At 51.5% G+C, this 20,085-nt stretch carries 21 protein-coding genes and 2 pseudogenes; 12 read left to right on the plus strand and 11 right to left on the minus strand.

All coding sequences use genetic code 11. The features are described from left to right. Positions 1-156: 156 nt before the first annotated feature. A complete protein-coding gene (locus tag ET464_RS05735; protein ID WP_129439031.1) occupies positions 157-507 on the minus strand; it encodes a hypothetical protein in 351 nt (116 codons plus the stop codon). A gap of 134 nt (positions 508-641) precedes the next feature. Between ET464_RS05735 and ET464_RS19755 the strand changes: the two genes are divergently transcribed. Next, the gene (locus ET464_RS19755; RefSeq protein WP_165279919.1) at positions 642-788 is read left to right on the plus strand and encodes a hypothetical protein; all 147 of its coding nucleotides are present in this window, start codon (positions 642-644) and stop codon (positions 786-788) included. Positions 789-875: 87 nt separating this feature from the next. Here ET464_RS19755 and aroC read toward each other — a convergent pair whose 3' ends face one another. After that, the gene (aroC, locus tag ET464_RS05740) at positions 876-1,931 is read right to left on the minus strand and encodes a chorismate synthase (protein ID WP_129439033.1); all 1,056 of its coding nucleotides are present in this window, start codon (positions 1,929-1,931) and stop codon (positions 876-878) included. Positions 1,932-2,051: 120 nt separating this feature from the next. Here aroC and ET464_RS05745 point away from each other — a divergent pair, with 120 nt between their 5' ends. After that, positions 2,052-2,951 (plus strand): LysR family transcriptional regulator, encoded by a 900-nt coding sequence (locus tag ET464_RS05745; protein ID WP_129439035.1) that lies wholly within the window; start codon positions 2,052-2,054, stop codon positions 2,949-2,951. On the opposite strand, the gene fabI is transcribed toward ET464_RS05745, so the two are convergent. After that, a complete protein-coding gene (gene fabI / locus ET464_RS05750) occupies positions 2,948-3,703 on the minus strand; it encodes an enoyl-ACP reductase FabI (RefSeq protein WP_208543928.1) in 756 nt (251 codons plus the stop codon). The two genes, ET464_RS05745 and fabI, sit on opposite strands and share 4 nt — an antisense overlap. A 270-nt stretch (positions 3,704-3,973) precedes the next feature. Here fabI and ET464_RS05755 point away from each other — a divergent pair, with 270 nt between their 5' ends. From ET464_RS05755 to ET464_RS05765, 3 genes are all read left to right on the plus strand, one after another. Further along, the gene (locus ET464_RS05755; protein WP_129439039.1) at positions 3,974-4,633 is read left to right on the plus strand and encodes a phosphatase PAP2 family protein; all 660 of its coding nucleotides are present in this window, start codon (positions 3,974-3,976) and stop codon (positions 4,631-4,633) included. Between the two features lie 233 nt (positions 4,634-4,866). Further along, positions 4,867-6,030, plus strand: a complete 1,164-nt coding sequence (locus ET464_RS05760; RefSeq protein WP_129439041.1) for a ParB/RepB/Spo0J family partition protein — start codon at positions 4,867-4,869, stop codon at positions 6,028-6,030. Positions 6,031-6,126: 96 nt separating this feature from the next. After that, positions 6,127-6,771, plus strand: coding sequence for a hypothetical protein (locus ET464_RS05765; RefSeq protein ID WP_165279920.1), 645 nt, complete (start codon positions 6,127-6,129; stop codon positions 6,769-6,771). A 134-nt stretch (positions 6,772-6,905) separates the two neighbouring features. Here ET464_RS05765 and ET464_RS05770 read toward each other — a convergent pair whose 3' ends face one another. Continuing rightward, a complete protein-coding gene (locus tag ET464_RS05770; RefSeq protein WP_129439045.1) occupies positions 6,906-7,256 on the minus strand; it encodes a hypothetical protein in 351 nt (116 codons plus the stop codon). Between the two features lie 102 nt (positions 7,257-7,358). Next, positions 7,359-8,603 (minus strand): beta-ketoacyl-ACP synthase II, encoded by a 1,245-nt coding sequence (fabF, locus tag ET464_RS05775; protein WP_129439047.1) that lies wholly within the window; start codon positions 8,601-8,603, stop codon positions 7,359-7,361. A gap of 149 nt (positions 8,604-8,752) precedes the next feature. Here fabF and ET464_RS05780 point away from each other — a divergent pair, with 149 nt between their 5' ends. Then, on the plus strand, positions 8,753-9,583 hold the full coding sequence (locus tag ET464_RS05780) for a helix-turn-helix transcriptional regulator (RefSeq protein ID WP_129439049.1): 831 nt from the start codon (positions 8,753-8,755) through the stop codon (positions 9,581-9,583). A gap of 92 nt (positions 9,584-9,675) precedes the next feature. Here ET464_RS05780 and ET464_RS05785 read toward each other — a convergent pair whose 3' ends face one another. The 5 genes from ET464_RS05785 to ET464_RS05805 form a co-directional block, all read right to left on the minus strand. After that, positions 9,676-10,443, minus strand: coding sequence for a GNAT family N-acetyltransferase (locus tag ET464_RS05785; RefSeq protein WP_129439051.1), 768 nt, complete (start codon positions 10,441-10,443; stop codon positions 9,676-9,678). Positions 10,444-10,642: 199 nt separating this feature from the next. Further along, positions 10,643-10,936 carry a DUF6509 family protein gene (locus ET464_RS05790; protein WP_129439053.1) on the minus strand — a complete coding sequence of 98 codons (294 nt, stop codon included), beginning with the start codon at positions 10,934-10,936 and terminating at the stop codon, positions 10,643-10,645. After that, the gene (locus tag ET464_RS05795; RefSeq protein WP_129439055.1) at positions 10,933-12,870 is read right to left on the minus strand and encodes an ATP-dependent DNA helicase; all 1,938 of its coding nucleotides are present in this window, start codon (positions 12,868-12,870) and stop codon (positions 10,933-10,935) included. Before ET464_RS05795 ends, ET464_RS05790 begins: the two co-directional genes overlap by 4 nt. Before the next feature lie 169 nt (positions 12,871-13,039). Further along, positions 13,040-13,789 carry an ABC transporter permease gene (locus tag ET464_RS05800; protein WP_129439057.1) on the minus strand — a complete coding sequence of 250 codons (750 nt, stop codon included), beginning with the start codon at positions 13,787-13,789 and terminating at the stop codon, positions 13,040-13,042. Continuing rightward, positions 13,789-14,709: an ABC transporter ATP-binding protein gene (locus ET464_RS05805; protein WP_129439059.1), complete on the minus strand. Its 921-nt coding sequence runs from the start codon at positions 14,707-14,709 to the stop codon at positions 13,789-13,791. The genes ET464_RS05800 and ET464_RS05805 overlap by 1 nt, the downstream gene beginning before the upstream one ends. A gap of 146 nt (positions 14,710-14,855) precedes the next feature. Between ET464_RS05805 and ET464_RS05810 the strand changes: the two are divergent. Then, positions 14,856-16,174 (plus strand): annotated as a pseudogene (locus ET464_RS05810) (MFS transporter). Positions 16,175-16,294: 120 nt separating this feature from the next. On the opposite strand, the gene ET464_RS05815 reads toward ET464_RS05810, so the two are convergent. Beyond that, positions 16,295-16,816: a YfiT family bacillithiol transferase gene (locus ET464_RS05815; protein ID WP_129439061.1), complete on the minus strand. Its 522-nt coding sequence runs from the start codon at positions 16,814-16,816 to the stop codon at positions 16,295-16,297. Between the two features lie 124 nt (positions 16,817-16,940). Between ET464_RS05815 and ET464_RS05820 the strand changes: the two genes are divergently transcribed. From ET464_RS05820 to ET464_RS05840, 5 genes and pseudogenes are all read left to right on the plus strand, one after another. Then, positions 16,941-17,156, plus strand: coding sequence for a hypothetical protein (locus ET464_RS05820; RefSeq protein ID WP_129439063.1), 216 nt, complete (start codon positions 16,941-16,943; stop codon positions 17,154-17,156). 165 nt (positions 17,157-17,321) lie between these two features. Next, on the plus strand, positions 17,322-18,203 hold the full coding sequence (locus ET464_RS05825) for a DMT family transporter (protein ID WP_129439065.1): 882 nt from the start codon (positions 17,322-17,324) through the stop codon (positions 18,201-18,203). Between the two features lie 178 nt (positions 18,204-18,381). After that, positions 18,382-18,860, plus strand: a pseudogene (locus ET464_RS05830) (DUF2975 domain-containing protein). Positions 18,861-19,104: 244 nt separating this feature from the next. Beyond that, positions 19,105-19,605: a MarR family winged helix-turn-helix transcriptional regulator gene (locus ET464_RS05835; RefSeq protein WP_129439066.1), complete on the plus strand. Its 501-nt coding sequence runs from the start codon at positions 19,105-19,107 to the stop codon at positions 19,603-19,605. 5 nt (positions 19,606-19,610) lie between these two features. Beyond that, positions 19,611-20,048, plus strand: a complete 438-nt coding sequence (locus ET464_RS05840; RefSeq protein ID WP_129439068.1) for a flavodoxin domain-containing protein — start codon at positions 19,611-19,613, stop codon at positions 20,046-20,048. Positions 20,049-20,085: the final 37 nt, after the last annotated feature.

Genomic DNA, 20,085 nt, shown 5'->3' on the forward strand with positions numbered 1-20,085 from the left:
AGCCGCCTGCCTTCCCGTCATCCATCATTAATCATGCACATGATTAACGGCCAAAGTTAAGCCTGATTCCTCGTGATTGCTAAGCCTTATAAAACCATTTCGCTTCCTTGCCCCGTTTTCCTGCCTGCGGGATTTAGCTTTGATTAGCGGCATTAGTCATATTTTGTCTACTTGAAGCAACGTGATCTTTTTAACTGAGACCGCTTCTTGAAGGATCTCGTCGTTAATGACATTAAGCTTTAGAAGCCCCGCAATTTTGGCGTTGTCCGCTTTCGAAAGCAGGCGCCACAGGTCAGGATCGGGCAGCGCGTTATACAGCTTCGCATCATCGTAATCCTTCCGCTCCTGACGGACGATTTTGACCGCATAGGAACCAATCTCCAGCTCCGAGAGCGCTTGTTCTTCGCAGTATTGCACAATATGTCCGCGCAGGCCGCTAAGCTCCTGCTCCATCTCTTTCATTTTTTTCTTCAACTTATAATATTGGCGTACTTGCTCATGAATCATACCTACCACGCTCCTCTACGTTCGATTTGTATGCAAAAATAACGCAACAAATGATTGCCTGCAGGAATAAAGGGCATGATATAACTGCTTACCCGCCAATACCTGGCATTTGAAACAGCAAGGAGGCATCTGTAATGGGACGCAAAAAGCAGCAGACGGAAGCCGGCAAATATGCAGGCTACGCCGCACGTTCCAAGCAAGCCGAAAATCATTTGGCTGAGTCGACGGAACAGAACCGCAACCAGAAAGGCCATTTGCCAAACAGTCCTTCTACCGGCTGAAGCCGGGCATCACCAAGCAAAAAGGAGCATTCTTATGCCTCACAGGCATAAGAATGCTCCTTTTCTATTCTCCAGCGGCGGCGGCGATTACGCGTGAAGCGCCGCTTGGCGTTTGTACATATCTTCAAGCACGATGCAGGCCATCGCTTCAACGACAGGCACAACGCGCGGGCAAATGCTCGGGTCGTGGCGGCCATGCGTCTCGATCGTCTGCTCTTCGCCGAAAATGTTCATCGTCTGCTGTGCAACCGATATCGACGAAGTTGGTTTTACGGCAATGCGGAATACGATTTCCGCGCCATTGCTGATGCCGCCGATAATGCCTCCGGCGTTGTTCGTCACATAACCGTCTTTGGTCATTTGGTCGTTATGCTCGCTGCCAAGCATATTCGCCGCTTCGAATCCTTTGCCGAACTCGATGCCTTTAACGGCGCCGATGGACAACATCGCTTTCGCCAGCTCCGCGTCCAGCTTATCGAATACCGGTTCGCCCAGTCCCGGCTTGACGCCGCGGATGCGGCATTCGACGATGCCGCCGCAGCTGTCGCCGATCGAAGCCAAATGCTCGACTTTTTTAACCATCTTCTCGGCTGCAACCGGATCGCAGGCGCGTACCGGGTTTTTCTCGATAATGCTTTCGTCAAACGTTTCGCATTCGATGCCGCCAATCGCTTTCGTATAAGCGACAATGGAAACGCCTCTGCGTTCGAGCAGCTTGCGCGCGACGGCGCCTGCCGCTACGCGGCCAGCCGTCTCGCGCCCGGAAGCCCGGCCGCTGCCGCGATGATCGCGGATGCCGTATTTCTCCAGGTACGTAAAGTCCGCATGGCCCGGACGGAACGCGTTTTTAATGTCACTGTACGCTTCCGGCCTCATATCTTTGTTGTAAAGAACGATAAACAGCGGCGTTCCGGTCGTTTTCCCTTCGAACATGCCGGATAAAATATGGATTTCGTCATACTCTTTGCGCGGCGTTGTAACTGACGACTGGCCTGGCTTTCTCCGGTCCATCTGGACTTGAATATAAGCCTCGTCCAATTCGACTCCCGGCGTTACGCCATCAACAATAACGCCAACCGCCTCCCCGTGCGATTCTCCAAACGTCGTTATTTTAAATTGCTCTCCGTAGCTGCTTCCTGGCATCTCTGATTCCCTCCAAATTCGATTTGTACGTTCTCTCTTTATGATAGGTATAGTATAATGCATATCATGAAATAAATGAAATCATAAAATCATGGTTGTGATATAGAGAGGATTAATAACATGATCCATATGGAATGGTATCGCGCTTTCTGGTATACGGCCCGTTTCGGCAATTTATCCCGCGCAGCGCAAGAGCTTCATGTGACGCAGCCCTCAGTCAGCTATGCCATCAAGCAGCTGGAAGAGAACCTTGGCGTGAAGCTGTTCGACCGGCTGTCCAAAGGCGTGCAGCCTACTGCGGAGGGGCTGGCGCTGCTTGACTACGTAGAGAAGTCGTTCAACCTGCTGCAAGCCGGCGAACAGCATCTGAGAACGTTAAAAGAATTAACAAGCGGAGAACTGCGCATTGGCGCCAGCGGCCCCGTCATCAAGCAGCTGCTTCTCCCTTCCTTGGACCGATTTCACGCCGCCTGCCCGGATGTCCGTATCCGGCTGTCGCAGGGCAAAACATCAGAAATCCGGAAAAGGCTGCTCGATCATGAAATTGATCTTGGTCTCGTCCATCTCCCCTATTCCGACCCGGAGCTGGACATCGAGCCGATGGCGGGCATCCAGGACGGATTTGTTGTAGGCGAAGCCTACAAGGAATGGTCGCTTGGCGGCCCGCTGACCGGCGAGCGCCTAACGCAAATACCGCTTCTGCTGCTTTCCAAGGAAAGCAGCACCCGCTCGTTCGTCGAGCGATGGCTGGCTTCACAAGGCATAAGCGCAGAAGCGGATATGGAATTAAGCAGTATGGATATGCTGGTCGAGCTGGCGAAACGCGGCTACGGCGCAGCATTTGTGACGTATGCATTCGTTCAAGAGGAGCTTCAGGATGGACAGCTGTTCAAGCTGGACACTGCCGTTCCGATTCCTCCCCGGTCCGTCGGCATTGCTGTCCGCCGCGCGGTTTCGCTTCCCGTCATCGCCGATAGCTTTCGCCGGCTGCTGACGGGGACGTCCGCTGCAGCCGATTAACGGATATGGTAACCTGCATCCACGTGAAGCACTTCGCCCGTAATGCCGCGGGAAAGGTCGCTCAGCAGGAACATCGTTGCGTCGCCAACCTCTTCTTTATCCACGTTCCGGCGGAGCGGCGCACGGTTTGCGATTTCCGAGAACAAGTCGTTAAAGCCGGATACGCCTTTAGCGGCAAGCGTGCGGATCGGGCCGGAAGACACCGCGTTGACGCGAATGCCGTATTTGCCAAGATCCTCGGCCAAATAACGGACGCAGGCTTCAAGCGAAGCTTTGGCAACGCCCATGACGTTGTAGTTTTCGATCGCGCGTTCTGCGCCTATGTACGTTTGCGTAACGATGCCGCCGCCTTCCGTCATCAGCTTTTTCGCTTCGCGCGCTACGGCAACAAGCGAGAAGGCGCTCGAGTTTTGCGCAAGCGCAAAGCCTTCGCGGGTCGTGTTGACGAATTCGCCTTGCAGCTCTTCCTTTTGGGCAAAAGCAACCGAATGCACGACGCCGTGAATCGTGCCTGCCGTGCGGCCGATTTCGGCAAAAGCGTTCGCAATGCTTTCATCATCCAGCACATCGCACGAAACAGAAGCCGCTTCGATGGCGTTATCTTTCAGCAGCTTTTGGATTTTCTCAAACGAACGTTCCTTGCGGTACGTAAAAATAAGCTTCGCGCCTTGCGCATGAAGCGATTTGGCAATGCCCCAGGCAATGCTTCTTTCATTGGCAACGCCCATGACAACAATTGTTTTTCCATTCATTAAATTCGACACAGTTGGTCCTCCTAGCAGCAAAAATCAATTATACATCCTTATTACTATACATGTTTTTCAGCAGAAATTGAAATACAAATTGGATATGTGCAAGAAATAACGGTCTGAAGCCGGCGCTTCGCAGCTTGATGTATTTGATTTACTATTGCAACCCGTGTCACAATATTTTATGATTACGTAATTGTTTGGCCGGCTTAAGAAAAACGATGAAGCCCGGTTCGAACGGAATGTATCGAACGGAAAGGAGTGAAGTCTCTTATGGTCAATGCCATGAAGAAACTTAAACGCTTCGCGCCATTGCTCGGCATGCTGATTTTCCCGGTGTTAGGCTGGATATATGCCCATACGGATAAGCCGAAGCATCACATATACAGCCTGATGACGGATTTGGACCGGGCGATTCCGCTTGTGAAGCTGTTTGTTGTACCGTATTCCGTCTGGATTTTTTATATTTACGCCTGCTTGATCTATTTCTTCTTCAAAGACATCAACGTATACCGCAGGTCGCTTATGACTTACGCCATCTGTGCGCTCGTTTGCTACGGCATCTACACGGTGTTTCAGACGACGGTTCCGCGTCCCGATATTTCCGGCAGCGACCCGGTAACACGGCTGCTCCTGTTTATTTATCACCGCGACGAGCCGTTTAATTGCTTTCCGAGCATCCACTGCTTCTCAAGCTTTATGGTCGCACGGGCATTATATGCAAGCAGCTTCCGCAGCAAGCTGAACCAGTCGCTTATTTACAGCATGTCCGCCCTTATTATTGTATCCACATTTTTCGTGAAACAGCATACGATTTTGGATGCTGTTTGCGGCATTCTGCTTGCGGACCTCGTATACCGCACGCTGCTTCTGCTTGAGCGGTTATTTAAGACACATAAATCTAAACCAGCCGTAAAGCAGGCCAATATGTAATCCACACCGTTTGGAACTAAGGAGCTTATAGCGGAAGGAATGGAAAGGGCGATCCCGTCCCGTCTTTAGACGGCGGAATCGCCTTTTTGGCATCAAACTATTAACTAGTCTAATAATCTGGTAAACTTTTTACATGTACAGGCGAGTCCGGGATTGCGCGTGACAATTATAACCATGTAAACATCCATGCATGGAATGATAGCCTTTTTATACATATTCTAGGAGGTTTCTGAATGGATATCGTACAAATTCCGGTGCATCTCATTGACGAAGACACCGACCAGCCGCGGTACCGGTTTGGCGAGGAGTCGCTGCAGGAGCTGATCAGCAGCATCGAGGAGCTCGGCCTTCTTTCCCCGATCAAGGTAAGAACATTGGAGAACGGAAGATACAAAATTATTTACGGCAACCGCCGGTATAAAGCCACCATGGCTCTAAAACGCGAAACTATCCCATGTATCGTGTCCAACGCGACCGATGAAACCGAAATTTATTTGGAACAAATCGCAGAGAACTTGACACGCGAAGGCTTTACGCCGATTGAGGAAGCGGAAGCTTTCGACAAGCTGCTTCACAATCCGAAATTCAACAGCTCGGTTAAGTTTCTGGCAAGCAAATTCGGCAAACCCGAATCGTATATTAAAAACAAATGCGAGCTGCTCAAATTCGGCAGTCCGGTAAAAAAACTTGTAGTCAGCGGAACCGAAATCCGCGCAAATCAACTGACCGAGGAGCAGCTGCTCCCGCTAAAAGATTTGCCAATCGAATACCGGGATACGCTGGCGCTAACGATGGCCAAAGATGAAATGCCGGTCAGCGACGTCAAAAAAATCGCCAAGCTGTTTAAAGACAAGGACATTTCCGACAGCACCAAAAGCAAGCTGCTGTTCAAGTCTGGACCCGGCCTGCTTGAAACATGGTCCACGCACCGGCTGAACAAAGCCGAACGCGAAGCCAAAGCAGCACAAAAGCAGGCTGCCGCAGAAGCTCAAGCGGCAGCGGCCGGCTCCCTGAACAGCCGCACGGGCGATGCGGACGCAGCAGCGCCGCTCGAGGCGCCGGCCCTTTCCGCTGCACAAGCGGCAGCGGCCGGCTCCCTGAACAGCCGCGCGGGCGATGCGGACGCAGCAGCGCCGCTCGAGGCGCCGGCCCTTTCCGCTGCACAAGCGGCAGCGGCCGGCTTTGCCGGGCTGGAGCGCAGCGCGCAGCTGCTGCAGCAAGCGCTTGACGCTTGCGCTGCAGCCATGGATGCCAGTGCGCTCCATTCGCTCGCCGGCGATGAGCGCGCCGGGCTGCTTGCCCGCTCGGAGCAGCTTCTTGAGCTGCTGGAGCAGAACAGCCAAATGTGGCGCGCCATACAGGGAGCTGTCCAAACGGCTTCCGCAGCGCAAAATTAATGGGCGGGTTCCGGCTATGCCGCTGCGGCAGCGACGCTATAGCCGGAACCTTGCAGTCCCATGAAACTAACAATCGCCCGTCTGAAGGGAGACCCTATGCGAAAACGAAACCTGGTTTCGAATTGCTTGTTAGCCATTGGCTGCGGCATAATTGCCGTCGGTTTTATTGCCGGAATAGCTTTATCATGGGAAATGGGCCGTTTTCATTTTGTTATTGCGCTGTATTGGTGGCTGTCCGCCATCGTAAGCGGATTTGTATTTATCGGTTTGTCCGAAATCATTCATTTGCTTCAAAACATATATGACCGGCTAAACTGTTCCGCCCTTCCTCAGCCTGGCCATCACTCCTCCTTCGAAAACGGCGCAGTCCGCGCAAACAACTTAGACGACAGCCCAAATGAACCGGTAACGCCAGACTCGGAGTCCAGCCATAACACTCCGGTAAAGTTTAACGGACTCACCGTTCGTCTCGATCAAGAAAAAATGAAAGCGGAATTTTGGATTACCGCAGACTCACTCCACATTATGAAACGATCCGTATTCCAGCCTGAATTCGACGCCAAGCTTATAAAAAAGATCAGAAAAACAGACATTAACCGTAATTTCGAAAAAGAAAAAGATTACTTGATTTTCACTTTCCATGATCCCGGAACCCGTACATGGCACCGGCTTGCTTTCAAAACCTATACCATCCATGACTATGAGCGGATCGTAACGCTGCTGCAAAATGTGAAACCATAACCCCCGGACGCCAAGGCGCAGAGAAAGCTGTCGCCTATCTCCCAAAGCAAAAGGCAAGCGGATGACTTCATCCGCTTGCCTTTTGGTTGTGGCCTTGCATGTATGGCTGTTATTCAACAGTACGGCGTGAGCCGTCAAATTGGAATACGATATTCAGACCGTTCTTCGATAATATTTTCCCCATCCATATAAGCCCATTTGAAGGAAAACTCATTGCCTTCGTACCCTGTTCTCTTCCGGATATCCGGCAATATAACCGACTCAAAATGTTCACGAATCGTCTGCTCCAGCTGCTGCAGCCTGCTTGCATTGCTTTCATACAGTTGTTCCGCCTGCTCTTTCGTTTCGGCTGTCAGCATAAAATATGCGATCCCAATTTCGTTCATATCCATGTTATCGTCCAGCGGATAACCGGAACCGCGGAACACTTCCTTCACCGTTTCCTGCCAATCCTCTTGCAAATTCATATGAATCGTATAACTCATTGCGCACCTCTTTTCCCCTTGCATCGTTACTAACAAGGATAATGGGTGGCTCGTTATTTTTCAACAAAGATATGATGATCTGCAAGCCGGAGAGATTGTCGGCTACTCCGTCATTTTGCGCAGCACGATGACAGCATTATGGCCGCCGAATCCGAATGAATTGGACATGCCTATTGTAAGCTCAGCCTCCCGCGCTTCATTCGGCACATAATCGAGATCGCATGCCGGATCGGCTTCCGATTGATTGATCGTTGGCGGAATGATGCCTTCCTGCAAGCTTTTAATCAGCGCAATCGCTTCCGCTCCGCCGGATGCGCCCAGCATATGGCCAAGCATTGATTTGTTGGCCGTGACGGGAACGCGATAAGCATCTTCGCCAAGCAGCCGCTTAATTGCCGCGGTTTCGGTGGCGTCGCCCAGTTCGGTACTGGTCGCATGCGCGCTGATAACGTCAATTTCGGCCGGCTCGATGCCTGCATCTTTCACCGCAAGCTTCATCGCACGATAAGCGCCGTCGCCTTCAGGGTGAGTAGCTACCATATGATAGGCGTCCGAGCTTGATCCGTAACCGATCACTTCGGCGTAAATACGAGCGCCGCGGCTCTTCGCGTGGGAAAGCGACTCCAGCACCAGAATGCCCGCTCCTTCCGACATTACAAAACCGTCTCGTCCTTTGTCGAATGGTCGGCTCGCCTTCTCCGGCTCATCGTTCCGGGTGGATAATGCCGTCGCATTGCCAAAGCTGGCGAGCGAAATTTCCGTTACAGCCGCCTCTGATCCGCCTGCAATGATAATGTCCGCCCGGCCGCCGCGTATTGCGTGGAACGCTTCGCCAATTGCGGTATTGCCGATCGAACATGCCGTAACCGGCGCCATTGTCGGCCCGTAGGCGCTATATTCAATGCTGATCATGGCAGAAGCCATATTAGCGATCATCATCGGCACAAGCGTTGGGCTGACCCGCTCCGGACCGCGCCCGGACAAAATCCGATCCTGCTCCAACAGCGTCTGCAGCCCGCCGATGCCGGAGCCGACATAGACGCCAAGCCGCTCATGGTCAATTTCATCCATCCGCAAGCCGGAATCGGTTACCGCTTCCTGGGCGGCGGCCAATGCGAAATGGCAAAACCGGTCCATCCGCCTTGCTTCTTTTACGCCAAAACGCTCCTTCGCATCAAAATTTTTTACAAGGCCGGCGATTTTGCTTTTGAATCGTTCTGTATCAAATGTATCGAGCAGGGTAACCCCTGATTGTCCTTGTGTAAGGCCGCTCCAAAATGTCGCAACATCATTCCCGAGTGGAGATATGACACCTAAACCTGTTACAACTACTCTTTCTCTTTCCATTGTATAGACCTCCATTTCGTGGGATATCGTTTCATTATCTTGCCATGACAAGTATCCTATTACAAGTTGTAGTTTATCCTAGTATAATAAGTAACAGGCTAGCTTCTCGGGAACGGCCAACAAAACTATCGCTTGCGAAAGGAGCCGTTATGAATCAGAACATCCGCCTGCACGCGCTTTCTGCATTTCTGAAATCGCAGCGGGCCAAAATCACTCCCGAATCGGCCGGTTTTCCCGCCGGGACAAGACGGAGAACGCCAGGGCTCAGGCGCGAGGAAGTCGCGCAGCTGGCAGGGGTAAGTACGACCTGGTACACCTGGCTGGAACAAGGGCGGGATATTAAAGTGTCCGCATCTGTTTTGGATTGTATCGCCGTTGCGCTGCAGCTTACGCCAGATGAACGCAAATATATGTTTTCGCTTGCGCTGGAAACCGGCACAGCCGGCCTCCTCAAAGACGAGCCGCCCAAATTAAGCGCTCCGCTCGCCAAAATTTTGCAGGAGCTGAAATATTGCCCGGCCATTATTACGGACCGCAAATATTATATCGTCGGCTGGAATGAAGCCGCCGCGCATGTCTTTGTTGATTTTGAACAGGTGCCGCCGGAAAAACGAAATATGATCCGGCTTCTATTCGAACGGAAGGAATTGCGGAGGCTTGCCGTCAACTGGGAAAAATACGTCAGCGATTATTTGGCCATCCTGCGTTCTTATTACGGGCAGTACGTGGAGGATGAGTGGTACGACTCGTTTATATCGGATATGACCGCCTGCTATCCGGATTTTCTCCCGTTGTGGGAACAAAGCAAAGTAAGCAGCGCACCGGAGCTTGTGCTTGAATTCCGCCATGCCCGCGGCGGCAAAATGCTGTTCCAGCTCACTTCACTGCAGGTGCAAGGCGGCAGCGACTTAAGGTTCAGCGTCTATACGCCGCTCACCGACACAACGACAGAAGCAAAGCTGAAGAGGCTGATGCGCTAATTTCCATTCGCCCCGCAGCTCCAGCTGCGGAAGGGCATGCAGTTGACGCCTTTGGCCGCATGTGCCTGCTCCTCCTGTGCTGCCTCTTCAGCTCATTGATAATGATCCATGGTCATAAACGGGACCAGGCCGATCGCTTGCGCCAGCTGCACGGACGGCTCGTTGGTATCCAGCGTCAAATAACGCGGCGTATAACCGGCTGCCAGCACAAGATGCAGCGCGGTTGACACTGCCGCTTTAGCGAAACCGGCGCCTCTCCACTGCTCCAGCGTACGGACTGCCCCGATTTCCCATACATGCTTGTAATTCGGAAAAACAAGGCAGGTGCTGACCGGTTCACCGTTTACATAAACGGAGCAGGAATAAGCGCCATTCCTAAAATAACGCTGCACCTCGTCCGCTCCGTACCCGTTGGAAGCCCAAAGCGGCATCAGCCGCTCTTGAAACGAATGCTCAACGGCCACCCGGCTGTCGGCTTCGAATTTCGCTCCAGGTTTAACTGTATAGGATGTAAACGACCTCATTTTGAGCAGCGGCCGAATCCGCCGTATAGCAGCTGCGTAACTTTTGGACTGCAGCTTGTAAACGGCGGGTTCTTGCACGGGCAGCTGTCCGGCCAGCCTCTCAAACATGCGGTCGGATGAATAAGCGATAAATACAATGACCCGGCTGCTCGGATAAGCCGAACGGTCATAAGGCACGACCTCCGTTGGCAGCAGCAGAAGCACTCCCCAATCGCCGTCTTCCTGCACAAGCCGTATATCCAGGCAAGGCTCGTAAGACTCAATCATTTTTAACAATGACAAATGTAAAAGCACGTCCTGCTCCAGCAGTGTTGCAACCTCCAAACGGTCTGCCATCGTAACGCCTCCTGCGGATGTTCTCTTGTTGCTCGTAATTTCTTGTTCCGCACCCGATAATCCTTTTTTTGTAACAGCTGTAATGAATTTAATGTACCGGTCCCCAATCAAAATAAGCGCAAATCATTGCCGCGACCGGCCCCAGTAACGTTTGACGAGGACAGCCGCCGGATGATTTGCGCTCATTTAGCACGAACCGTTATTCTGCTTCCGTATCCAAATGCTCTTTGCAAAATGCTTCAAGGATATCGACCTCATCGTCCTCCAGATCGAAATCAAGATAAGCGTCGGTTCCCCTCTCGTGAAGCTCGTATTTGACAAGGCCCGATTTATTGCCGGCCACGCTGTAGATGGCGCGGACATACAGGCCGTTATCGGAATAAAGCTCGTCATCCTCATCTACGTCAATGATGATGATAAACTCGTAACGCGCTCCTTCCAATATGCCAAACGGGTCTTTAATCGGCTCTACACTGTATTCGGTAATTTTCATAACGTAACCCTTTCAACTCCTTGTGGTAAAAGCTGATGTACTTTGCTGTGAATGGACGGATCCGCAAGCTCTTTGCCAAAAATCGTAACCGTCCCCCGGTCGTCGCGCGAACGGATCAGGCGGCCGATGCCCTGCTTCAGCCTGAGCAGCATGTATGGCATATCGACCTCGTGAAGCGGATCGGCTGCATCGCGGCGTTTGGCTTCAAATACCGGATCACGCGGCGGGAACGGCAGCGACCATACGATAACCTGCGATAAGGAAGGCCCCGGTATGTCAAGCCCTTCCCATAACGTTACCGCGCACAACACGCTTGGCTCGTCGTTCTGGAACGAGGAAATCAGATGGCTGATTTCCGCTTCACCTTCGTACAGGAACCGGTAGCTGCCGAAACCTGGGAACAGATGCACATCCCTTTTAAACTCGGCAAGCTCCTCATGCGACGGGAACAGCAGCAGTGCCCGCCCGCCCGTCTGCTGCAGCAGCTCCAGCGTTTGCTTCATTTTGGCCGAAACCGCGCTTTCCGCCTGCACATTCACCTTCATGCTGGACGCATAATCATAAGGCGAATCCACGGAAAACGATAAATATTGCTCGATGCCCAGGCTGGCGGCAATGTAGTCGAACGAGCCTTCCACAGACAGCGTAGCCGATGAAAAGACGATTGGCATATGCTGCGAGAATACGCGCTCCTGCAGCACTTCCTTCACTTTTTTCGGCATGATAACAAGCGTAGTGCCGTCTTTATCTTCCGTTACCCACGAAATCAGCTGCTTCGGCTCCCGGAATAAAGCAAGGGCAAGCTGAATCATCTCGAGATGCTCCTCGACAATCTTCAGCTGGTATTCGTCCAGCGTAAACGTTCCGCTCTCAAATACAAGCTCGTCTTCAATCTTGGCAATGGAAGCCCGGAACCGGTCGACCTCGCGCAGCAGCTCGGCATCCACGGCAAATTCCTTCCGGTCCGAGCCGATGACATGATGGCCTTTCCGGTCGAGCAAATTAAACAGTTCTTCGCTGTTTGATATCGCATCCTCGATCGTATACGCAAACGACTCCCGCACTTCCCCTTGCAGGAGGCGTGTAATGATGCTTTCGAACTGGAAGTGGTTCAGCTTGTACGTCAGCGCGTTTTGCGCGGCCGTCTCGAGCAGATGCCCTTCGTCGAACACTACGGAACTGTGCGGCGGCAGGAGCGGCAGCTGGCCTTCGCGTTTTCGGGCTTCGTACGTCCATACATGCTCCATATAAAAATCATGCGAACAAATAATCAGGTCCGCCGATTTGCGGTAATGCTCGCGCGACAGCGTCTGGCCGCAGCGGTGGCGCTGGCTGCATACGAGGCAGTCCTGGAATACGTCCCAGCCCAGCTTGCCCCACTGCTCATCCGACAAATCCGGGTAATCCTTCCGGTTGCCGTACGGATAAAACGATTGAAGCGTTTCAGGAAAATGGACAAAATCAGGCAGCTCTTCGTAAATGCCGCGGAACCGGTCGGCATCGCCTCCGATGTCCGTTCTCGCTTCGTCCAGCTTATTCAAGCACAAGTATTGATCCGGCGATTTGGCAAGCCGCGCATCAATCTGCAAATTCAAATGCCTGGACAGCTTCGCGATATCGCCTTCCGGCTTCACCAGCTGCTCGATAAGCGATTCATCCGCACATGCGATAATCGCAGGTTTTCTCGTATAACGGGCATACGCAATCGCATACAGCAAATAAACAAACGTTTTGCCCGTTCCTACGCCCGCTTCGGCAAAAATCGTTTGTTTATCCTGATACGCCCGCTCCAGCTGAAACGCCATATAAATTTGTTCGTCCCGCGTTTCAAAGCCGGCTTCCGGCAAAATATCGTAAAACACATCGGCAATCCAATCGCTTGCCTGCTTCATAAACGGCTGTGAATGATCGTAATCAAAAGGATAAGAAGTCAATCGTAACGGCGCCTCCAACACAAAGAAGATTTCAAAACAAACCCAATCCCTTTATTATACCGTAAAACAACAGCAGCTTAAAGGCGTTATCGTTTCCGATATGACTATTTTTATCGGCATTTTGGATGCTCCTTAAACATCTTGTTGTCTGAGCATCACAAATACTTCATTAATGGTTCTCCCACTTGAACAATAAGACCGCAAGCGCACCGAATGCGGCAGCCATTCCGGCCAATACCCCCCAATTCAGGCCGTAATCAAACATCGACGAACCTGTCCAAACCCCTTGCGCAAGCTCCACGTAATAGGTCATCGGAATAAAATCGCTGATAGCCTTCAGCACACTTGGCATATAGTCAATCGGGTACGAAATGCCGGACAGGAACAGCATCGGGAAGAAGATCGCCATCGCAAGTCCGCTCGCCGCCCCCGGCGTACGGGTAAGCCCGGACAAAGCGAATCCAAGGCTGAAAAATCCGATGCTTCCGAACACAATGGCCAGCAGCAGTTGCCATACCCCGCTTGCCGTTACGTCAATATTCCACATCAGCTTGGCTATAATGACGACCTCGATTCCCCCGGTTACCGCGAACAGCAGTCCTTGCACCGCATGGGACAGCAGCACTGCCATCCGTTTAACTGGCGTCACGCGGAAACGCCGGAGGATGCCGCTTTCGCGGTACTGGATCATATTAATATTTAACGTAAATACCGATACGGACATGACATTCATGACGCATAATGCCGGGACGTAATCATCAATATACCGTTTGCCTTCCTGAAGCCCTTCCTGGCTGCCAAACAAGGAACCGAATAAAATCAGCATAAGAACGGGATATACCAATATCCAAAATATAGTCATCCAATCGCGAAAATAAAGGCGTAAATCAAAGGCAATAAGCCGCAAATAAGCGTTCATTAAGCGAGCCTCCCTTCCAGCCGGGTCATTTCGTTAAAGACATCGTCCATCGACGCCTGTTCAATTTGAAGCCCTTTTACGATCCATCCCTGTTCGTCCGCCAGCCTGAACAATTGCTGCAAGGTCTGATCCATATCGGCTGTTTCCAATACCGTTATGCCCGGTCCGGCCTCTACTCCCAGCACGCCGTCAAGCTTCTCCAGCTCTTCCTTGCCGAGCTGCCCTTCGTGACGGAAACGAAGTTTCCTTGGCGCATTCACCTGCTGCTTCAGCCGTTCCGGCGTATCTACCGCCATTACGGTGCCGTTTGCAATAATCGCCACCCGGTCACACAACGCTTCTGCTTCTTCCATATAATGCGTGGTGACGACGACCGTTCTTCCTTCGCTGCTCATGCTTTGTATCATGCTCCACATTTCACGGCGGGCAGACGGGTCTAATCCCATGCTCGGTTCATCCAAAAATACGATCTCCGGATCATTAATCAGTGCAAGTGCCAGCGCCACCCGCTGCTTCCAGCCGCCCGAAAGCGACTTGTACAAAGCGTGCTCCTTGCCATCCAGCCCAAATGCCCTTTTGACAGCCGGCAAATCCGCATTCCTTGTATAAAAAGAACTAAACAAACGAAGCAGTTCTCCTACTTTCGCTTTTGGAGGGATAGCGGTTGCTTGAAACAATACGCCGATCCGCTCCTTAATTGCCGCTGCATGGTCCGCTATATCCATGCCCAGCACCCGAATGGAGCCGCTGTCCGCTTTGCGCAACCCTTCCGCCATCTCGATCAAAGTAGTTTTGCCGGCCCCGTTTGGGCCAACAATGCCAAATATTTCACCTTTTCCGATTTGAAGCGATATGCCGTTTACAGCTGTTTTCGCACCATACCGTTTTATCACTTTATCCATACGGATAACGGTTTCCATAACCAGCCTCCTTTCATTCTCGTTAAAAGGGTACGACACACTTCCATTACTGTCAAATTTTAGTGTGAAACGGTAAACTGTTTTTCTTTTTCATAGTATTTCCGTTGTATTAGTGGAGCTTTTGGTAATAGCCGAATGCTGTTAAAATGAAACAATTGCTGTCTGAACAACAGGGGGATAACATCGTGGCAAGATGGGGACAAAAGCGGCTTCTATTTGATCAGTGGCCCAAACATGTACGGCTATTTTTAATCTCGAATCTTCTTTATCAAATTGGCAGCGGGATGTTCTCCGTGCTCTACAATCTATACATACAGGAGCTTGGTTATGGCGGGGGATGAACGGGAAACTGATCAGCCTGCAATCGCTGGCGACTGCTGTCTGTTTCATCCCGATCGGCTTTATGGGCGACCGGTTCAGCCGCCAAAAACTGCTCGCCGCCGGAGCCGCCTTCAGCGGTATCGTGTTTGCCGGACGGTCGTTCCTGGAAGCGGAAGGCGGGCTTTTGGCGCTGGCCGTCTTGTCCGGCTTATTCGCTTCCATCTTTCAAGTATTGGCGATTCCGTTTCTCGCCGAAAATACAAGCAAAGCGATGCGCCTCAAGCTGTTCAGCTTTTATTCGGCGCTCACGCTGGCTGCGCAGGTGCTTGGCAGCATGGGCGGGGGCGTCCTTGCAGACGGCCTGCAGGGGCTTGGGTTACACCGGACTGCCAGCCTGCAGGCTGTGCTTCTGCTTGGCAGCATAGCTACGCTGGCTGCCTTTATCCCGCTGCTGTTTCTGCGAGATAGCAAACCGGCATCGCAGCCGGTGCAGCCTCCGGCCGAAGCCGAAGCTGCGCCGGCCGCTGTCCGCTCGGCGGGATGTTCCGATTATTTGTTCATCGCCAAGTTTGTTGCGATTCAGCTGCTGATCGGTTTTGGTTCGGGGCTTGTGGTTCCCTATTTGAACTTGTATTTCACCAACCGGTTTTCCGTGTCGCTCAGCGGGATGAGCTTGCTCCTTTCACTCGGGCAGCTGATGACCATTGCTTCCATGCTGATGGGGCCGAGGCTTGTCGCCAAGGTTGGCAACATTAAAGCGATTGTCATCTTCCAGGTGCTGTCGCTGCCGTTTCTGCTGCTGACCGGCTTTACTCATCTGCTGCTTGTTGCTTCGATCAGCTTTTTGTTCCGGCAAGCGCTGATGAACTCCGCCAACCCGATCCAGTCCGCCGTCCTGATAGACCGGGTATCGGACAACAAACGCGGTATCGCCAATTCCTGCATGCAAACCGCGTTTATGTTAGGCTGGGCGACGATGGGGCCCGTGCAGTCCTGGCTGATCGACAAGTACGGTTATTATTGGGGATATGCCGTCACCTTCAGCATTACCGGCCTTCTGTATGTGACGGCTTCCATGCTGTTCTGGCTGCTGTTCCGCGAGCGGCGTGCACAGGCCATTGCGGCGGGCGCCGTTCGCGGATAACGGTAGCAGCAGTTGGACAGGACGATATCCGGCCTGTCCGGTTGCCGCTCATTCCACATGCACTCCTGAACAGCAAACCAAAAGCCGGCAGATCTCTGCCGGCTTTTGGTTGTTCATCGCTTACCAGTTCATCCGCTCGCGAAGCGCGGTAATATGCCGGATGTGGTGATTGCCGTGCCACGCGTACAATCCGGCAGCGTAATCCAGCCTCGTAAGCCCGTTTACCGGGTGTGCGAACGCTTTTCCCCATTGTTCGGCCGTTAAGGAATGCAGCAGCACTTCCCAGCGGGCATGAAGCTGCTCAAACAATACGAGCGACACTTCCGCCGGCATCGTTCTGCCGTCCTCCAGCTCCGCCCACAGCTGCTCCTCATAAGTTTTGATAACCGGCGTATCTTCGGTCAATGCCAGCTTGAACCGGATATAGCAGTTCATATGGCTGTCCGCCAAATGATGCACAACCTGGCGTATGGTCCAGCCTCCGTCCCGGTAAGGCGTATCCAATTGCTCTTCATTTAATCCGGCAACCGCTTCCCTCAGCTTCGCAGGTTGTCCGGCAATCACCCGGATCCACTCCTGCAGCTGCTCGCCGCTTATATCCCCTTTATGCTCAAATGTGCCAATCGGGTATCTTACATCCACAGGTCAGCTCTCCTTTGCTTCTTTTATTTTAGAATTGCGCCAGTTGTTAATTCTAGGAATCTATTAGCAAATCCTTCATAGACTAGAGTCAAGCAGGTAAAAAGAAGAAGGAGCGTGGCCCAACATGAATACGTCTTCCGACTTGACCCTATGGATGACTGAGTTTTTGAGAAGCACGGACCAGCATAAAAAGCTGTTGATTCAAGAAGCCCGGTCGCTTGCAGACGCCGTACTGCTTGACAGCATTCGCTTTCATCTTGCTTTGCGGGACAAGCTTCATCTGCTGCAGACCTCCGGCAATGAGCCCTATAGCTCCATACACAATGCACAGGCCAGCTGAGCCGCTTGTCCGTTAACAGGCTCGAGCTGCCGTTATGCCGGATATGACTTGTCCTTTCATTTCAGAACCTGTACAATATGTAGGCTCCATTACATCTAGGAAGGACAATGAACTAAAAATGAAAGCTTCTCCCCGATTAACCCGATTATACCTTTAATTGTAGGTATGGTTGCCATCTCCTTTGCGCCCATACTGGTCCGGTATTCTGACGCGCCCGTCTCGGTGCAAGGAATGTACCGCATGTTGTTTACGTTTTTGCTGATGCTGCCTTTCAGCCGGAAGCAGCTGCCTGCCGTTCGCAACGTTTCCGTAAAAAACTGGCTGCTGCTCGTACTGGCAGGGCTGTTCCTCGGCTTGCATTTCCTGCTGTGGATGGCATCGCTAAACTATACATCGATCGCAAGCTCTACCATTATTTTATCGCTGGAGCCCGTCCTCGTGATGGCCGGTGCTTATTTTATCTACAAAGACCGTTCCAGCCGCAAGGCCGTGCTCGGCATGCTGATCGCTTTGGTTGGCGCCGTCGGCATCGGCTTCGGCGATATTGGCTTGTCGCATCGCGCTTTTATGGGCGATTTCCTGTCCTTGCTTAGCGCGGTTGCCATTGCGGTTAATATGCTGATCGCCAAAAAAATTATGGAACAAGTGCCTGCTTATTTGTACAGCTGGGTCGTGTTCGGCATCACCTTTTGTTTCTTTGCCGGCTACAATCTGGTGCAAGGCATTCCGTTTGGCGGCTATCCGTCCAAAGATTGGGTATTGTTCCTGCTGCTCGCCATTGTGCCAACCGTATTTGGCCACTTGATATTCAACTGGCTGCTGACTTATGTAAAAGCGGCAACCGTCTCGATGAGCGTACTTGCCGAGCCGGTCGGGTCAAGCATCCTTGCGATATTCCTGTTTGGCGAAATGATCAGCTCCTTCCAGCTCGCCGGCGGCGCGCTTATTATTATCGGTCTGCTGCTCTATTTGCGGTCCGAACAGTCGGAAGCCAAAGAAAAGACGGAAAGCGATGTACACAGAGCGGATTCGCCGTTAGCTTCTTAAATTTACCGTGATAAAGCAGGAGCATTTCTTGGCAAGAAGAAATGCTTCTTTTTTATGTCTCAAATGGAAAAGGATACGCACCTAATAAATCATGCAAAACAATATTATTTTATTGAATAACGATAAATATTTTGTTAAAATCAAATTGCCATTAAACAAGTGAGGTGTCTTCATGAACATGAAGCGAGGTTCAACCGTTTTCTTAAAGGCTATGATTATTGCGGCTGGCATACCCGTGCTTGCTTTGTGTATATTTGCAGTGCCCCCTATAGCGAATTTTGCAGCAAACGCATATCCGGATTTTGCCCCCTGAGATATCTTGTTTTCATCGTGATGGATGGAGCGGCAGTGCCTTTTTATATTGCCCTCTACCAGGCTTTTAATCTTTTACGGTACATTGATGTGAACAGCGCGTTCTCGGGGCTATCTGTAAAAGCGCTAAACATCATTAAGCGCTGCGCCATCGCAATTAGCGGATTGTATCTCGCAGGTTTGCCGCTCTTCCGTTTTATAGCGAAAAAAGTGGACCCTCCTGTTGGATTCATGGGACTTATCATCATGTTCTGTTCGTTGGTGATCGCTGTTTTTGCTGCTCTACTCCAGCGCCTTCTCCAAGAAGCGATTCATATTCAATCAGAAAATGATTTAACGGTCTGAGTGCAGGACATGACAGCTATACTATACAAACAGATCAAACAAGCGCCATCCTTGCCCGCCATGCTGCGGAATAAAAGGATGGCGCTTGTCTGATTATGCAGATTAACCCCTTCGGATCATGGAGTCCAATTGTCCGCTCCGAGGCTGCTGCTTATCAAGCCGCTTGATTTGACATCCTCTGGTTATTCATATATCTTAATTATCAAGTATCTTGATTATCAAGTTAATTTAGGAGGACTTTGAATTGTCAAGCAATCGGCCGGAACAACCTACGGCAAGCCAAGAAAACCTTACGAAACAGATGCGTGGACTAGGGACTAGAACGGTTCTTTACCAGCAAACGGTAGCCGCTTCCTTGGGGCTGTATAACCATGATTTTTTATCCATCGACATATTGCACGAAAAAGGCCCCGTCACCGCCGGCGAGCTATCCCGACTAACCGGGCTTACAACAGGCAGTGTAACTTCGTTAATAGACCGGCTCGAAAAAAACGGTTTTGTACGCAGGCAGCCCGATCCCCATGACCGCCGGAAAGTGATCATCGTTCCGATCTATGAGGATAAGGAAGAAATCAGCCGCACGTACATGTCGCTCCACGCGGCAATGGTCAAACTAGCCACCTCGTATTCGGATGAAGAGCTTGCGCTTATTACGCAATTTTTATCCCGGGCTAGCAGCGTCCTAGAGGAACAAATTCGCGCTCTTCACGCCGATACGAAAAAAACTTCAAATGACAAAGGATGAGTTTGATGGCTGTATTATTGATCTATGCTACGAAAACTGGCGCAACGGCGCAATGCATTAAGGTGCTGGCAGAAGAAATTCCGGATTGCGCGATATGCGATATTCAATCGGACAAGCCTTCTATCGGGGATTTCGATTCCATTATTTTGGGCGCGGGGGTTCGGGACGGTAAAATATATAAGCCGATTCGCGACTTCATCAAAAAAAACCATGCCGAGCTGCTTCTAAAAAAAATGGGCTACTTTATTTGCAATGAGAAGGCTAAGGAGACCGGCGAAATCATCACGCGGAACATTCCCGCCGATCTCAAGGAAGCCGCTGTCTGCATCGAATCGTTTGGCGGGTATAAAGCTTATGCGGCGCCAAAAGAAGGTACAGATCCACTGAAAGGTATTTTCGTGGATCGAATAAAAGCGTTCTCCTCGCATTTCGCGAAACAATAGCCCTAAGATTGGGCTGGATCAGCCCAGTGTGCCAGTC

The sequence above is a fragment of the Paenibacillus protaetiae genome (genome assembly GCF_004135365.1).
Lineage (GTDB): Bacteria > Bacillota > Bacilli > Paenibacillales > Paenibacillaceae > Paenibacillus_AP > Paenibacillus_AP protaetiae.

What these genes read in the sequence shown, in the direction of transcription:
- ET464_RS05755 (WP_129439039.1), top strand. Translation starts at nt 3,974, where the DNA reads ATGGTCAATGCCATGAAGAAACTTAAACGCTTCGCGCCATTGCTCGGC.
- ET464_RS05760 (WP_129439041.1), top strand. Translation starts at nt 4,867, where the DNA reads ATGGATATCGTACAAATTCCGGTGCATCTCATTGACGAAGACACCGAC.
- ET464_RS05785 (WP_129439051.1), bottom strand. Translation starts at nt 10,443, where the DNA reads ATGGCAGACCGTTTGGAGGTTGCAACACTGCTGGAGCAGGACGTGCTT.
- fabI (WP_208543928.1), bottom strand. Translation starts at nt 3,703, where the DNA reads ATGAATGGAAAAACAATTGTTGTCATGGGCGTTGCCAATGAAAGAAGC.
- ET464_RS19755 (WP_165279919.1), top strand. Translation starts at nt 642, where the DNA reads ATGGGACGCAAAAAGCAGCAGACGGAAGCCGGCAAATATGCAGGCTAC.
- ET464_RS05735 (WP_129439031.1), bottom strand. Translation starts at nt 507, where the DNA reads ATGATTCATGAGCAAGTACGCCAATATTATAAGTTGAAGAAAAAAATG.
- ET464_RS05770 (WP_129439045.1), bottom strand. Translation starts at nt 7,256, where the DNA reads ATGAGTTATACGATTCATATGAATTTGCAAGAGGATTGGCAGGAAACG.
- fabF (WP_129439047.1), bottom strand. Translation starts at nt 8,603, where the DNA reads ATGGAAAGAGAAAGAGTAGTTGTAACAGGTTTAGGTGTCATATCTCCA.
- ET464_RS05765 (WP_165279920.1), top strand. Translation starts at nt 6,127, where the DNA reads ATGCGAAAACGAAACCTGGTTTCGAATTGCTTGTTAGCCATTGGCTGC.
- aroC (WP_129439033.1), bottom strand. Translation starts at nt 1,931, where the DNA reads ATGCCAGGAAGCAGCTACGGAGAGCAATTTAAAATAACGACGTTTGGA.
- ET464_RS05745 (WP_129439035.1), top strand. Translation starts at nt 2,052, where the DNA reads ATGATCCATATGGAATGGTATCGCGCTTTCTGGTATACGGCCCGTTTC.
- ET464_RS05820 (WP_129439063.1), top strand. Translation starts at nt 16,941, where the DNA reads ATGAATACGTCTTCCGACTTGACCCTATGGATGACTGAGTTTTTGAGA.
- ET464_RS05790 (WP_129439053.1), bottom strand. Translation starts at nt 10,936, where the DNA reads ATGAAAATTACCGAATACAGTGTAGAGCCGATTAAAGACCCGTTTGGC.
- ET464_RS05825 (WP_129439065.1), top strand. Translation starts at nt 17,322, where the DNA reads ATGGTTGCCATCTCCTTTGCGCCCATACTGGTCCGGTATTCTGACGCG.
- ET464_RS05780 (WP_129439049.1), top strand. Translation starts at nt 8,753, where the DNA reads ATGAATCAGAACATCCGCCTGCACGCGCTTTCTGCATTTCTGAAATCG.
- ET464_RS05800 (WP_129439057.1), bottom strand. Translation starts at nt 13,789, where the DNA reads ATGAACGCTTATTTGCGGCTTATTGCCTTTGATTTACGCCTTTATTTT.
- ET464_RS05805 (WP_129439059.1), bottom strand. Translation starts at nt 14,709, where the DNA reads ATGGAAACCGTTATCCGTATGGATAAAGTGATAAAACGGTATGGTGCG.
- ET464_RS05840 (WP_129439068.1), top strand. Translation starts at nt 19,611, where the DNA reads ATGGCTGTATTATTGATCTATGCTACGAAAACTGGCGCAACGGCGCAA.